This window comes from Achromobacter kerstersii, assembly GCF_902859595.1.
Lineage (GTDB): Bacteria > Pseudomonadota > Gammaproteobacteria > Burkholderiales > Burkholderiaceae_B > Achromobacter > Achromobacter kerstersii.
This window is the reverse complement of sequence record NZ_CADIJQ010000006.1, coordinates 209,557-223,957: the sequence shown is the minus strand read 5'-3', so window position 1 is coordinate 223,957 and position 14,401 is coordinate 209,557. Positions and strand designations below refer to the sequence as shown.

General features: G+C 64.8%; 11 protein-coding genes. 9 read left to right on the top strand and 2 right to left on the bottom strand.

Annotated features, from left to right (window positions below):
• The first annotated feature begins 25 nt into the window (after window positions 1-25).
• From hutC to HV765_RS18945, 8 genes are all read left to right on the top strand, one after another.
• Window positions 26-769, top strand: a complete 744-nt coding sequence (gene hutC, locus HV765_RS18980) for a histidine utilization repressor (RefSeq protein ID WP_175170620.1) — start codon at window positions 26-28, stop codon at window positions 767-769.
• Window positions 766-1,362 (top strand): HutD/Ves family protein, encoded by a 597-nt coding sequence (locus tag HV765_RS18975; RefSeq protein ID WP_175170619.1) that lies wholly within the window; start codon window positions 766-768, stop codon window positions 1,360-1,362. Before hutC ends, HV765_RS18975 begins: the two co-directional genes overlap by 4 nt.
• Window positions 1,363-1,561: 199 nt before the next feature.
• Window positions 1,562-3,259 (top strand): urocanate hydratase, encoded by a 1,698-nt coding sequence (hutU, locus tag HV765_RS18970; RefSeq protein WP_175170618.1) that lies wholly within the window; start codon window positions 1,562-1,564, stop codon window positions 3,257-3,259.
• A complete protein-coding gene (locus tag HV765_RS18965) occupies window positions 3,243-4,661 on the top strand; it encodes a purine-cytosine permease family protein (RefSeq protein WP_175170617.1) in 1,419 nt (472 codons plus the stop codon). Before hutU ends, HV765_RS18965 begins: the two co-directional genes overlap by 17 nt.
• A 45-nt stretch (window positions 4,662-4,706) precedes the next feature.
• Window positions 4,707-6,236 (top strand): histidine ammonia-lyase, encoded by a 1,530-nt coding sequence (gene hutH / locus HV765_RS18960; RefSeq protein WP_175170616.1) that lies wholly within the window; start codon window positions 4,707-4,709, stop codon window positions 6,234-6,236.
• A 119-nt stretch (window positions 6,237-6,355) separates the two neighbouring features.
• Window positions 6,356-7,765 (top strand): amino acid permease, encoded by a 1,410-nt coding sequence (locus HV765_RS18955; RefSeq protein ID WP_175170615.1) that lies wholly within the window; start codon window positions 6,356-6,358, stop codon window positions 7,763-7,765.
• A gap of 24 nt (window positions 7,766-7,789) precedes the next feature.
• Window positions 7,790-9,007 (top strand): imidazolonepropionase, encoded by a 1,218-nt coding sequence (hutI, locus tag HV765_RS18950; RefSeq protein WP_175170614.1) that lies wholly within the window; start codon window positions 7,790-7,792, stop codon window positions 9,005-9,007.
• A 233-nt stretch (window positions 9,008-9,240) separates the two neighbouring features.
• Window positions 9,241-10,005 (top strand): carbon-nitrogen hydrolase family protein, encoded by a 765-nt coding sequence (locus tag HV765_RS18945; RefSeq protein WP_175170613.1) that lies wholly within the window; start codon window positions 9,241-9,243, stop codon window positions 10,003-10,005.
• Window positions 10,006-10,089: 84 nt separating this feature from the next.
• Here the strand turns inward: HV765_RS18945 and HV765_RS18940 are convergent, their stop codons facing one another.
• Together HV765_RS18940 and HV765_RS18935 are read right to left on the bottom strand one after the other, a co-directional pair.
• Complete coding sequence (locus HV765_RS18940; protein WP_175170612.1) at window positions 10,090-11,688, bottom strand: methyl-accepting chemotaxis protein; 1,599 nt, start codon at window positions 11,686-11,688, stop codon at window positions 10,090-10,092.
• Window positions 11,689-12,011: 323 nt separating this feature from the next.
• On the bottom strand, window positions 12,012-13,421 hold the full coding sequence (locus HV765_RS18935) for an MFS transporter (protein WP_175170611.1): 1,410 nt from the start codon (window positions 13,419-13,421) through the stop codon (window positions 12,012-12,014).
• A gap of 460 nt (window positions 13,422-13,881) precedes the next feature.
• On the opposite strand from HV765_RS18935, the gene HV765_RS18930 reads away from it, so the two are divergent.
• The gene (locus tag HV765_RS18930) at window positions 13,882-14,388 is read left to right on the top strand and encodes a Csu type fimbrial protein (protein WP_082386906.1); all 507 of its coding nucleotides are present in this window, start codon (window positions 13,882-13,884) and stop codon (window positions 14,386-14,388) included.
• Window positions 14,389-14,401 lie beyond the last annotated feature (13 nt).

Genomic DNA, 14,401 nt, shown 5'->3' with positions numbered 1-14,401 from the left:
TCCCGTCGCACACCAGGACTCCCCCGTGGCTTCTTCCCCCCCTCGATTGCCCGCCCAGACCAACGCCCTGCCCGCCCCGCTATACGCACAGGTCAAGCAGATGATTGCGCAGCAGATACGCAGCGGCGCCTGGCCCGCGCACTACCGTGTGCCGTCCGAAAGCGAACTGGTCGATGAATTGGGTTTCAGCCGCATGACGATCAACCGCGCGCTGCGCGAGCTGACGTCCGAGGGCCTGCTGGTGCGCATGCAGGGCGTGGGCACGTTTGTGGCGCAGCCCAAGGCGCGGTCGGCGCTGTTTGCCGTCAACAACATTGCCGACGAGATTGCGGCGCGCAATCACCGCCATCACAGCCGCGTCGTGCGCCTGGCCGAAGAGGCGGCGGGCGCGGAACAGGCGCAGGCGCTGGAGATCCGTGCGGGCCAGCCGGTGTTCCATTCCGTCATCGTCCATTTCGAAGACGACGTGCCGATTCAGCTGGAAGACCGTTACGTCAATGTGCGGCTTGCGCCGGACTATCTGAAGCAGGATTTCACGCAGAGCACGCCCTACGAATACCTGACGCGTGTTGCGCCCTTGAGCGAAGGCGAACACGTCGTTGAAGCCATTCTGGCCAAGCCGCGAGAATGCCAGTTGCTACAGATCGAACGCGATGAACCCTGCTTGCTGATCAGCCGCCGCACGTGGTCGGGAGACCGCGCCGTCACCCTGGCGCGCCTGATCCACCCCGGCTCACGCCACCGCCTGGAAGGCAAGTTCACGACATGAATACCCCCGACATCCATCTGTACCGCGCGGCCGATTATCCGCGCATGCCGTGGCGCAACGGCGGCGGCACGACACAAGAGGTTGCCTGCAACCCGGGCGGCAGCACGGCGGCGTTCGATTGGCGCTTGTCCATTGCTGATGTGGCGCAGGACGGCGGCTTCTCGGCGTTTACGGGGTATCAGCGCATCATCACGGTGCTGGAAGGCCAGGGCATCCAGCTGACGGTCGATGGCCACGAACAAGCGCCGCTTGCGCCGCGCAAGGCGTACGCGTTCTTGGGTGATGCGCAGGTGGATTGCCGGCTGCTCGGCGGCGCCATCCGCGATTTCAATCTGTTCTACGCGCCGGCGCGTTATCACGCGCGGCTGCAATGGGTGTCGGCGGCCTGCACCTTTCACAGCGCGGCGCACAGCGTGCTGGTGCTGAATGCGGGCCAGGAGTTGACGGTGCGCATCAACGGCGCGGCGCACGCGTTGCCGTCGCGCTATGACTGCCTGCATGTGGAAGGCCAGAGCGGGCTGGCGCAATACCAGCTGGATGCCGCGGGCGGGGTGGATGCCTGCGTCATTGAATTGCAGCCCCGCGCTTGCTGAACGCCTGACCCCTGGCCGGGGTGATCCCATTGGTTATCGAACATGCCGGACCTGATCAAGGTCCGGCATTTTTCATTGGGGAAATCCCTGAGCCAAATAATGGTCTTCTCATCTTGTATATACAAGCATAGGCATCCTATGATTCGGGCAACCGCCGCGCCGCGTCGTTCGCGCGGCCGAACCGATCAAGGAGAGCCTCTTGGACCAACCGACCCGATATCGCGACGTCGTCATCCGCGCCCCGCGCGGCAATCAACTGACCGCCAAGAGCTGGCTCACCGAAGCCCCTTTGCGCATGCTGATGAACAACCTCGACCCCGACGTGGCCGAGAACCCCAAAGAACTGGTGGTGTATGGCGGCATTGGCCGCGCCGCGCGCGACTGGGACTGCTACGACAAGATCGTTGAATCGCTCAAGGAACTGAACGACGACGAGACGCTGCTGGTGCAATCGGGCAAGCCCGTTGGCGTGTTCAAGACGCATGCCAACGCGCCGCGCGTGCTGATCGCAAACTCGAACCTGGTGCCGCACTGGGCCACGTGGGAGCACTTCAACGAGCTCGACGCCAAGGGTCTGGCCATGTACGGCCAGATGACCGCCGGCAGCTGGATCTACATCGGCAGCCAGGGCATCGTCCAAGGCACCTACGAAACCTTTGTCGAAGCCGGCCGCCAGCACTACGGCGGCAGCCTGACGGGCCGCTGGGTGTTGACGGCGGGCCTGGGCGGCATGGGCGGCGCGCAGCCGCTGGCGGCAACGCTTGCCGGCGCGTGCTCGCTGAACATCGAATGCCAGCAAAGCCGCATCGATTTCCGCCTGCGCACACGCTATGTCGATGAACAAGCCACCGATCTGGATGATGCTCTGGCGCGCATCGCCCGCTACACCAAGGAAGGCCGCGCGGTGTCCATCGCGCTGTGCGGCAACGCCGCCGACGTCCTGCCCGAGCTGGTGCGCCGTGGCGTGAAGCCCGACCTCGTCACCGACCAGACCAGCGCGCATGATCCGCTGAACGGCTATCTGCCCGCCGGCTGGACGTGGGACGACTACCGCGAACGCGCCAAGCGCGAACCTGCCGCCGTCATCAAGGCCGCCAAGCAATCGATGGCAGTGCATGTGCAAGCGATGCTGGCGTTCAAGCACCAGGGCATTCCCACGTTCGACTACGGCAACAACATCCGGCAGATGGCCAAGGAAGAAGGCGTGGCCGATGCGTTCGACTTTCCCGGCTTTGTGCCCGCCTACATCCGGCCGCTGTTCTGCCGTGGCGTGGGCCCGTTCCGCTGGGCCGCGCTGTCGGGCGACCCGCAAGACATCTACAAGACGGACGCCAAGGTCAAGGAACTGATTCCCGACGACGCGCATCTGCACCACTGGCTGAGCATGGCGCGCGAGCGCATCAGCTTCCAGGGCTTGCCGGCGCGTATCTGCTGGGTCGGCTTGGGCGCACGCGCCAAGCTCGGTCTGGCTTTCAACGAAATGGTGCGGTCTGGCGAGTTGTCTGCGCCCATCGTCATCGGCCGCGACCACCTGGACTCCGGCTCGGTCGCCAGCCCCAACCGCGAAACCGAAGCCATGCGCGACGGCTCGGACGCCGTGTCTGACTGGCCGCTGCTGAACGCCCTGCTGAACACCGCCAGCGGCGCAACCTGGGTTTCGCTGCATCATGGCGGCGGCGTGGGCATGGGCTTCTCGCAGCATTCGGGCATGGTGATCGTGTGCGACGGCACCGACGCCGCCGCCGAACGCATCGCCCGCGTACTGACCAACGACCCGGCCACCGGCGTGATGCGGCATGCCGACGCCGGCTACGACATCGCGATCGAATGCGCGAAGGAACAGGGCTTGAACCTGCCCATGGTGACATCGGGGCAACGCGATGGCGCAGCACGGTGAGCCAGGCGCCGCACCGCTGATCGAGCGGCGCTCCATTGACTACATTCCGGAATCTGAGCGGCACGGCAAGCTCTACAGCCAGTTCACGCTGTGGATGGGCGCCAACCTGCAGATCACGGCCATTGTCACCGGGGCGCTTGCCGTGGTGTTGGGGGGTGACGTCTTCTGGTCGCTGATTGGCTTGTTCATCGGGCAGGTGCTGGGCGGCGGGGTGATGGCGCTGCATGCGGCGCAAGGCCCGAAACTGGGCCTGCCGCAGATGATCTCCAGCCGCGTGCAGTTCGGCGTGTACGGCGCGGCGATACCGATCGTGCTGGTGTGCCTGATGTACCTGGGCTTCACCGCCACGGGCACGGTGTTGTCGGGGCAGGCGCTGGGCCAGTTGTTCGGCGTCAGCGACACCTCCGGCATCCTGATCTTCGCGGCCACGCTGTTCGGCTACCGCGTGATCCACATCATCGGCCGCATCGCCACGGTGTTCGGGCTGATCGCCTTCGTGTACCTGTTCAGCCGCGTTATCGCGGTGGGAGACGTGGGCCAGCTGCTGCAGATTCGGCATTTCAGTTGGGACAAATTCCTGCTGGCCGTGTCGTTGGCGGCATCGTGGCAGATCGCGTATGGCCCTTACGTAGCGGACTATTCGCGTTACCTGCCCAGCGGCACGTCTCCGGTGAAGACGTTTCTGGCGGTGGGGCTGGGGTCTGTCTTGGGCGCGCAGATTGCGATGGTGCTGGGCGTGCTGGCTGCGGCCATGGCGGCGGGCCAGTTCGCGGGGCGCGAGGTGGCGTACATCGTCGGGCTGGGCGGCACGGGAACGATGGCGGCGCTGCTGTACTTCAGCATCGCGTTTGGCAAGGTCACGATTTCCACGCTGAATTCGTACGGCAGCTTCATGTGCATCGCAACCATCGTCAGCGGCTTTCGGGGCCATGTCGAGATCACGCGGCGCCAGCGTGCGGTGGCGGTGGTGCTGATCGTGGGCGCGGCGACGGCCGTGGCGCTGATCGGCCAGCATTCTTTCCTGAACGCATTCAAGTCCTTCATTCTGTTCCTGCTGGCGTTCTTCGTGCCGTGGAGCGCGGTGAATCTGGTGGACTACTACTTCGTCAACCGCGAGCGCTACGACGTGCCGGCGCTGTCCGACCCGAACGGGCGTTACGGGCGCTGGAACCTGCCCGGCATTCTGGTTTATGCGTTTGGCGTGCTGGTGCAGATGCCCTTTATCTCGACGAAGCTTTACACCGGCCCGATGGTCGAGCGGCTGGGGGGTGTGGATATCTCGTGGATCATCGGGCTGATCGTGCCCAGCATCCTTTATTACCTGTTTGCGCGGCGCGGGCCGCGTCCTGAGGCCGATGCGTCCGACGCGTCGGCGCGGCGGCCCACGCAAGAACCCGCGTAACCACGACATTGCATGAAGCCGGCTGACCGGCGTAGGAGATCAAGAATGGATTTGCATATCAAGCCCGGCCACCTGACCTTGTCGGATCTGCGCCGTGTGTATCACGAGCCCGTGCGCCTGACGCTGGACGCCAGTGCGGCGGACCCCATCGACGCCAGCGTGGCGACGGTTGAACGCATCATCGCGGAAGGCCGTACCGTGTACGGCATCAACACCGGGTTTGGCTTGCTGGCCTCGACCAAGATCGCGCGCGAAGACCTGCAAGCCTTGCAGACGTCGCTGGTGCGCTCGCACGCCGCGGGCGTGGGCGAGGCGCTGGATGACGCGATGGTTCGCCTGATCATGGTGTTGAAGATCAACAGCCTGGCGCGTGGATATTCCGGTATCCGCCGCCACGTCATCGACAGCCTGATTGCGCTGGTGAACGCGGGCGTCTACCCGCACATCCCGCTGAAAGGTTCGGTCGGCGCATCGGGTGACCTGGCCCCGCTTGCGCATATGTCGCTGGTGCTGCTGGGCGAAAGCCGCGCGCGCTTCCAAGGCGAATGGCTGCCTGCGCAAGAGGCGCTGGCGCGTGCAGGCCTTGTGCCGCTGACGCTTGCCGCCAAGGAAGGGCTGGCGCTGCTGAACGGCACGCAGGTGTCCACGGCCTACGCGTTGCGTGGCTTGTTCGAAGCCGAAGACATGATGGCCGCGGGTCTGGTTTGCGGCAGCCTGAGCGTGGAAGCCATGCTGGGCTCGCGCGTGCCCTTTGACGCCCGCATTCACGCCGCACGCGGCCAGCCCGGCCAGATTGCCGTGGCGGCCGTGTACCGCGAACTGCTGGGCGACGACAGTGAAGTGGGCCATTCGCATGCGGACTGCGAAAAGGTGCAAGACCCCTACTCCCTGCGCTGCCAGCCGCAAGTGATGGGCGCCTGCCTGACGCAGATTCGTCATGCGGCGCAGGTGCTGCAAATTGAAGCAAACGCGGTGTCCGACAACCCGCTGGTGTTCACCGCCCAAGGCGACGTGATTTCTGGCGGCAACTTCCATGCGGAACCGGTGGCGCTGGTGGCCGACAACCTGGCGCTGGCGCTGGCGGAAATTGGCGCGCTGTCGGAACGGCGCATCGCGCTGATGATGGACAAGCATATGTCGCAGCTGCCGCCGTTCCTGGTTGCTAAGGGCGGCGTCAACTCGGGCTTCATGATCGCCCAGGTCACGGCCGCCGCGCTGGCCAGCGACAACAAGGCGCTGGCGCACCCCGCCAGCATTGACAGCATGCCCACGTCCGCCAACCAGGAAGACCACGTTTCCATGGCGCCCAACGCGGGCAAGCGCCTGTGGGCCATGGCTGAGAACGTGCGCGACATCCTGGCCATCGAATGGCTGGGCGCCTGCCAGGGCCTGGACTTCCGCGAAGGCTTGAAGACGTCGCCCAAGCTTGAGCAGGCGCGCCGCGCGTTGCGCGAGCAGGTGCCGCATTACGAAGAAGACCGCTTCTTCGCGCCTGACATCGCGGCGGCCAGCGGCCTGCTCAGCGCGCATGTCATGAATGGCCTGATGCCCGCCGGCCTGCTGCCCAGCCTTTGATTTCGATGTTGCGGCCGTCGTTTGACGGCCGCCATTGCTGCGCCGTGCGCACGCGCCCATAGAAGGCGCTCGCGCGGCGTTTGATGCTGTACGCCTATAAAACAAGTACGGAGACAGACATGCAAGCACAACCGCAGGATCTCAAACGGGGACTCAACGCCAGACATATCCGATTCATGGCGTTGGGTTCGGCCATTGGCACGGGGCTGTTCTACGGATCAGCCAAGGCCATTCAAGAGGCTGGCCCGTCGGTGCTGCTGGCCTACATCGTGGCGGGCGCCGCCGTGTACATGGTGATGCGCGCGTTAGGGGAAATGGCGGTGCGCAACCCGGTGTCGGGTTCGTTCGGGCATTACGCCACCAACTATCTCGGCCCGATTGCGGGCTTTCTCACGGGCTGGACCTATGCGTTTGAGATGATCATCGTGTGCCTGGCCGACATCACGGCGTTCGGGCTTTACATGGGTTTCTGGTACCCCGATGTGCCGCGCTGGATCTGGGTGCTATCGATCGTGTTCTTCATTGGCGCCATCAACCTGCTGTCGGTGAAGGTGTTTGGCGAACTGGAATTCTGGCTGTCGCTGCTGAAGGTGGGCGCCATCATTGCGATGATCGCGGGCGGCCTGGGCATCATGCTGTTTGGTTTCGGCCTGAGCGCGGATACCGCAGCAACCGGTGTGCATAACCTGTGGGAGCACGGCGGCTTCATGCCCAATGGCGTGGGCGGGCTGATTGCGTCGCTGGCGGTGGTGGTGTTTGCGTTTGGCGGCATTGAAATCATCGGCATCACGGCGGGCGAAGCCAAGGACCCGGGCCGCACCATTCCGCGCGCCATCAACGCGGTGCCGATGCGCATTCTGCTGTTCTATGTGCTGACGCTGTTCGTGCTGATGTCGATCTTCCCCTGGACCCAGATCGGCAGCAAGGGCAGCCCTTTCGTGCAGATCTTCGATAGCCTGGGCATAGGCTCGGCGGCCACCATTCTCAATATCGTGGTGATCTCGGCGGCGGTGTCGGCCATCAATAGCGACATCTTCGGCGCGGGCCGCATGCTGTATGGCATGGCGCAGCAAGGCCAGGCGCCGCGCGGGTTCGCGGCCGTCTCCCAGAACGGCGTGCCGTGGATGACCGTGGTGGTGATGTCGATTGCGCTGCTGCTGGGGGTGCTGCTGAACTACCTGATTCCCGAGGGCGTGTTCATGCTGATCGCTTCCATCGCTACCTTTGCCACGGTGTGGGTCTGGCTGATGATCCTGTTGTCGCAAGTGGCGATGCGGCGCAAGATGAGCGCGGAAGAGGTCGCGGAATTGAAATTCCCGGTGCCGTTCTGGCCGGTGGGTCCGTTGCTGGCCATTGCGTTCATGGTGTTCGTGATTGCCGTGCTGGGTTACTTCCCGCGCACGCAGGCCGCGCTGGCCGTGGGCGTGGTGTGGATTGCGCTGCTTTGCGTGGCGTACCGTTTCTGGGTCTATCCCAATCGTCCGGGTGACGGCGGCATTTCCGTGCCGTTGGCGCAAGGTTCGGACTGATGTAGTTGCTTTCAGGAGATGTGCATGAGACAGGTCTGGCGACACTGCCACGCCGCCACGATGGCGGGTGGTGGCTATGCGGTGATTGAGCGCGCGGCCATCGTGACGCGCGCCGATCGTATCGAATGGATCGGGCCAGAGGCCGAGTTGCCAGGCGTGGATGCGGCGCATGTCCATGATCTGGGCGGGGCGTGGGTTACGCCCGGCCTGATCGACTGCCATACCCATCTGGTGTTTGGCGGCAACCGCAGCACCGAGTTCGAACAACGCCTGCAAGGCGTGGACTATGCAACGATCGCCGCGCAAGGCGGCGGCATTGCCAGCACCGTGCGCGCCACCCGCGAAGCCTCGGAAGACGAACTCTATGTCAGCGCGCGCAAGCGTGCGCTGCATCTGCTGCGCGACGGCGTCACCACGCTTGAAGTCAAGTCGGGCTACGGGCTGGATTTGCCTAACGAACGCAAGATGCTGCGTGTGGCGCGCCGGCTGGGCCAGACGCTGCCGCTGACGGTGCAGGCGACCTGCCTTGCCGCGCACGCGCTGCCGCCCGAATTCCGCGGGCGGCCCGACGATTACATCGACGAAGTGGCGCGCCGCATGTTGCCGGTGCTGGCCGCCGAAGGGCTGGTGGATGCGGTGGATGCGTTCTGTGAGCATCTGGCGTTTTCGCCTGAACAGGTTGAACGCGTGTTCCAGGCCGCGAGGCATCTGGATTTGCCCGTGAAGCTGCATGCCGAGCAATTGTCGTCGCTGCATGGCGCAAGTTTGGCGGCGCGTTATGGCGCCTTGTCGGCGGACCATCTTGAATACCTGACCGAAAGCGATGTGCTGGCCATGGCCCAGGCTGGCACGGTGGCGGTGTTGTTGCCGGGCGCGTTCTACGCCTTGCGTGAAACGCAGCTGCCACCGCTGGAGCTGCTGCGCCGCCATGGTGTGCCGATTGCGATTTCCACTGACCTGAACCCGGGTACGTCGCCCGTGTTGTCGTTGCGGCTGATGCTGAGCATGGCATGTACCTTGTTCAAGATGACGCCGGAAGAGGCGCTGGCGGGCGCCACCGTACACGCGGCACGCGCGTTGGGCTTGCAGGCCACGCATGGGGCGCTTGAGGCCGGCAAGGTGGCGGACTTTGTCGCGTGGGACATCGCGCATCCGTCGGAGTTGGCGTACTGGATTGGCGGCGACCTGCCCAAGCGCGTGATTCGCCACGGCGCGTTGCTGGACATGGCGGCGCTGGCCTGAACCGCGCGGAACGCGCACGGCTTTGCGGTCGAAGGGGATGCCGTGCGCGGCCACACGGCTGCGGCGGAAAACGGACCACGTGCGCCGGATACGGACCACGTGCGCCGGATACGGACCACGACGCGTCGGATACGGACCACGTGCGCCGCCGCCGCACTATCGCCACGCGCGGCGTTCTACGATGTGGCCTGACCGCGTCCGATGCCGGGCGCGCCGCGCATCCAGGAGAACGTATGCGGATCTGCATGATGGAAGGGCCGGTGGATCTGGCCCCCGATAGCCCCACGTGGGCAGGCATTGCCGAGCGCATTGCCGAATTGGAACCCGACCTGCTCGTCACGAACGAGATGCCTTTTGGCGAGTGGCTGGCGGGCTCGCCCGTCTACGATCCGGCGCGTGCGGCCGAATCCGTGCGCATGCACGAAGCGGGCCTGACCGCGTTGGCGGTGCTGCCGGTGCCGGCTATTGTCTCGTCCCGCCCCATACCCGCAGGCGACCGGTTGGCAAACGAAGCCTTCGCCTTGCAGGGCGGGCGCTACACGCGCCTGCATCACAAGCAGTACTTCCCGGAAGAGCCGGGGTTCTTTGAAGCCACCTGGTTTCGTCCGGCGATGGAGGGGTTTGAAGTCGTCGACGTGGGCGGCATTCGTCTGGGCGTGCAGCTGTGCACCGAGCTGATGTTCAACGAACGGTCGCGTCGTTACGGACGCGACGGGGCAGAGCTGATCGTGGTGCCGCGCGCAAGCGGCGCATCCATCGGGCGCTGGCTGACCGCGGGCGCGATGGCGGCCATCACGTCCGGTTGCTACGTGGTCAGTTCCAACCGCGCTGGGCGCACCGCCGACGGCCAGGTATTCGGTGGCCGCGCGTTCGCCTTCCAGCCCAACGGCGAGCCGCTGGCGCAATCCACCGACACGGAATCCATCGTGGTGGTCGACGTGGACCCGGCGCGTTCACGCGCGCAGCAGTCGCAATACCCCTGCTACGTGAAGGAATAGGTGGGGGGCGCCGAGCTGGGAGCGCCGAGCTGGGGGCGCCGAGTTGGGTGCGCCTGGCCGGCCGCACCTAGCCGGCCGCCGCCCTCAGGCCGCGATGGCGATGGCGCGTTGGTCCTGGATCAGCGGCGGCAAACGGAACGCGCTGACCGCGCTCTGCAAACGCTGCGCCTGCGTTTCAAGCGAAGACGCGGCGGCCGCCGCTTCTTCGACCAGCGCCGCGTTTTGCTGCGTGACCTGATCCATCTGGTTCACCGCGGTGTTCACCTGGTCGATACCTGTCACCTGTTCGTGCGATGCGGATGCGATGTCGTTGACCAGCAGGGTCAGGCGTTCGATGGTCGACAGAATCTCTTCCATCGTGCGCCCCGCAGCTTCCACCTGCACTGAGCCCGCCTGCACCGTGGCGCCGGACGTGTTGAGCAGCTGCTTGATTTCTTTGGCGGCGCCCGCGCTGCGCTGCGCCAGCGACCGCACTTCGGCCGCCACCACGGCAAAGCCCTTGCCCTCCTCGCCCGCACGCGCCGCTTCCACCGCTGCGTTCAAGGCCAGGATGTTGGTCTGGAAAGCGATGCCGTCGATCACGCTGACAATGTCTTCGATGCGGCCCGAGTCCTGCGCAATTTCGCGCATGGTGCTGACGGCTTGCTTGACCGCCTGGCCGCCGCGCTGAACCACTTCGCTTGCGGTGGCCGCCATCTGGTTGGCCTGGCGGGCATTTTCGGCGTTGCTGGTGACGGTGGACAGCAGCTGCTCCATGCTGGCGGCGGTTTCCTCAAGCGAGGCCGCCTGCTGCTCGGTGCGGCTGGACAAGTCCTGGTTGCCGGCCGCGATCTCGCTGGACCCCGTGTTGATCTCGATGACGCCTTCGCGCACCGCGTGCACCGTGCGCACCAGGCTCGCCTGCATCTCTTGCAGATACGGAATCATCTGGCCCACGCAGTTGGCGCCATAGTGCGGAATGGGCGCGGTCAGGTCGCCGCTGGCGATGCGCCGGAAATGGGCTTTGATGGATTCCAGCGGCTGCCGCACGAACACCACCACATAGCGGTCGCCGAGCACCAGCAGCAACAGGCAGATGCCCAGCACAACGCCCATGCCGATGTAAGCCTGCTGGCGCTTGTTGGCCGCATCGGCCCACAACTGGGTTTCGCGTTCCTTGGCGTAGGCCTCGTAGTTTTCGATGCTCTTGCCGAAGGCACGGCTGGAGGCGACGACGGCGCTTGCCGCGTGCGCACGGGCGCGCGGGATGTCGCCCGCGTCCAGATGCTGACGCTGCACGGCGATGCCGCCGTTGACCAGCGCGTCAAAGCCCGCTTGCATGGGCTCCAGGATGGCGGTGGGCGCGTCCTTTTTGGCCAGATCGATAAAGACCGCTTGCTGCTTGCGGGCTTCGTTCAGCGCGGCGTCGATGCTGCGCCCTTCTTCGGCGGCTTGGGCCGCCTGGCCATCGCTGGCGTATTCCAGCTGGCGCGACAGGCGCAACCGCGCCCGCATGATCTGATCATTGACCCGGGACAGGGCGGAGACTTCGTGCAGGAGTTCGTTGCTGTCGGCAAGCGCCTCGCCGGCGCTGCGCAATCCGTTGACGCTGATGGCCGACAGGCCGGTAATCAGGGCGCTGATCATGAGCAAGGTGCACAGAATCATGCGGCGGATCGTGATGTCTTTCAAAAACTGTGTCATGCGTGTCGTTCCCAGATACAGCGAGTGCTGCAACGACAATTACGACCTCGCCGCTGGGATATTTAGCGGCTGTTTCACAACTTACGAATATGTCGGCGTGTTGCTTGAATATATTGAAAAATAGCGCAACATTGTTGCGTTTTGGTGCCATCTGAGCGATGCGTTGCCGGCTGGGTTGGCGGCATAGTTGATGGCATAGTCGGCGGCATAGTCGGCGGCATAGTCGGCGGCATAGTCGGTGGCTTAGTCGGCGGCTTAGTCGGCGGCTTAGTTGCCCCGGTCCAAGCCCACGCTGGATCGCCCCTGTGGACGGCCCGGCCGCCCTACCTCGTCGCGGACGCTTGCGTCGGTTCCGACGCGTCAAACCGCAATCGGGAAAAGCTGGCGATGCAGGCCAGCGCCGCACACAATCCGCCCAGCCACAAGGCGGCAATCGCGCCGTGCGTGTTGGATACATGGAAGCAGGCGGCCACCAGCGCCGCGCCGGTGGCCTGGCCCAACAGGCGCACGGTGCCGATCATGCCGCTTGCGCCACCGGCCCGCGATGCCGGGGCAGAGGTCATGATGGCGCGCAGATTGGGCGACTGGAAAAAACCAAAGCCCGCGCCGCAAATCGCCATGCGCCACGAGATGTCCCACACCGACGGCGTGGCGGGCATCAATGCCAGCAGCACCATGCCCAGCGCCAACAGCGCAAGGCCGACGCCGCCCAAGATGCCGGCGGGATACTTGTCGGACAGGCGCCCCGCAATCGGCGCCATGATGGCCACAACGACCGGCCACGGGGTAATCAGAAAGCCGGTATGCACCTGGCTGTAGCCCAGCACCGTCTGGAACAGAAAAGGCAGCGAGACGAACGCCAGCGCCTGCGCGGCGAAGGCGCAAACGGCGGTGGCGGCGGACAAGGCGAACAAGGGCCGGCGCAGCAGGTCCACGGCCAGGATCGGGGCGGGATGCCCTGCTTGCCGGCGCATCAGCAGCCACAGGCTGGCGATGGCGCCGCCCCACTCCAGCACCACGCGCGGCCACGGCGCGGCATGCGCCAGTTCGTTGGACCCCAGCACGAACAAACCCAACGTCAGCGCGCACAACAATGCGGCGACGCCATCAAACCCGTGCGGCGCGCGGGCGGTTTCAGGCAGGCCGCGCAGGCCCAGCACCGCCGCCAGAATGCCGATCGGCACATTGATCAGGAACAGCCAGTGCCACGACCCCAGCAGCAGAATGGCCGATGCGGCCGTGGGGCCGGCGGCGAACGACAAGCCCACCACCATCGCGTTCAGCCCCAGGCCGCGGCCCAGCATGTGCGACGGATAGATAAAGCGCAGCAGCGCGCCGTTCACGCTCATCACGCCCGCTGCGCCCAAGCCCTGCAAGATGCGCGCCACCACCAGCGTGGGCAGCGACGGCGCCAGCCCGCAAGCCAGCGACGACAACGTGAACACCACCAGCCCCACGATGTACACGCGCCGATGGCCCAGGATTTCACCGAGCGCCGCCGCAGGCAGCAGCCCCGCCACCATCGCCAGCTGATAGCCGCTGATGACCCAGATGGAGCCCGCGTCGCTGGCTTGCAGGTCGCGCGCAATGGTGGGCAGCGCGGTGTTGGCGATGGCCGTGTCCAGGCTGGCCATGCAAACCGCCAGCATGACGGCTAACAGCGCGCCCAGGCGTTCCGATGCAGGCAAGCCGGCGCCAGCCGGATAAACGGTGTTGCGGGAAAACGAGAGCATGGGGCGGAGGTAACAGCGAGGGTTCCGGGCGGGGCGTCCGGAATCAAGAGCACTGATTCTAATGCCGCATCGCGATTCAACGCTTCGTCAGGCGAAGGGCATGGCGGCGCCAATGGTGTTTGGTTTGGCCGGTCAGGCATTAATAATGCGACCGCATGGTCACATGGCTTAATGCCTTTACTGAATCAGTTATTTGCACCGCCCGAACGGGTTTGTTTGAATATTGTCACGGTGGGACACGGGCTTCGGTGCATAAATATAACTAAATGTATGTGGCGAACTTGTTTGAGTTTTCATAGATAAACTGACGGCTTTGGATAATCCGGCATGCGTGGGTTTAGTTAGAAAACGTAATAATGGCGCGGGTAAATTGAAACGAAGTCGTGCCGGATTTATTTATTCGACGTACGATTATTTTCCGTACGTCGCATGGTGCAACTATTTGGTGGAGGGTTTCCTTATGAAACGCTTGTCCTGGTATGCAGCAACGTTGTCCTTAATCGGCGCTGGCGCCGCGCCCGGTATGGTTTCCGCGCAAAGCACCGCCACCGCCACCTTCAACGTCACACTGACCATCAACGCCAACTGCGCGATCGCCGCGAATGATCTGGCGTTTGGCGCACACGGCGTCTTGAATGCCGCCGTTCCCGGCTCCACCACGCTGAACGTCACGTGCAGCAACACCACGCCTTATGCGGTGGGGTTGAGCGCAGGCACCGGCACCGGGTCCACCGCGACCACGCGCTTCATGAGCGCCACCGGCGCCAACACCGCCACCGTTTCCTACCAGCTGTACAAGCCGGGCAGCCAGACCGTGGTGTGGGGCGACGCCCAGGTTGCCGACCGCGTCAGCGGTGTGGGCAACGGCACGGCGCAGCCGCTGGTGGTCAATGGCATCGTGCCGGCCCAGACCACGCCCGCCCCTGACAACTATTCGTCCACGGTCACCGCCACGGTCTACTTCTAGTGGGCGCGCCAAT

Bases quoted from the DNA above. Each gene is read 5' to 3' on its own strand.
- hutH (WP_175170616.1), top strand. From the start codon at position 4,707: ATGGATTTGCATATCAAGCCCGGCCACCTGACCTTGTCGGATCTGCGC.
- HV765_RS18965 (WP_175170617.1), top strand. From the start codon at position 3,243: ATGGCGCAGCACGGTGAGCCAGGCGCCGCACCGCTGATCGAGCGGCGC.
- HV765_RS18930 (WP_082386906.1), top strand. From the start codon at position 13,882: ATGAAACGCTTGTCCTGGTATGCAGCAACGTTGTCCTTAATCGGCGCT.
- HV765_RS18975 (WP_175170619.1), top strand. From the start codon at position 766: ATGAATACCCCCGACATCCATCTGTACCGCGCGGCCGATTATCCGCGC.
- HV765_RS18940 (WP_175170612.1), bottom strand. From the start codon at position 11,688: ATGACACAGTTTTTGAAAGACATCACGATCCGCCGCATGATTCTGTGC.
- HV765_RS18955 (WP_175170615.1), top strand. From the start codon at position 6,356: ATGCAAGCACAACCGCAGGATCTCAAACGGGGACTCAACGCCAGACAT.
- HV765_RS18945 (WP_175170613.1), top strand. From the start codon at position 9,241: ATGCGGATCTGCATGATGGAAGGGCCGGTGGATCTGGCCCCCGATAGC.
- HV765_RS18935 (WP_175170611.1), bottom strand. From the start codon at position 13,421: ATGCTCTCGTTTTCCCGCAACACCGTTTATCCGGCTGGCGCCGGCTTG.
- hutI (WP_175170614.1), top strand. From the start codon at position 7,790: ATGAGACAGGTCTGGCGACACTGCCACGCCGCCACGATGGCGGGTGGT.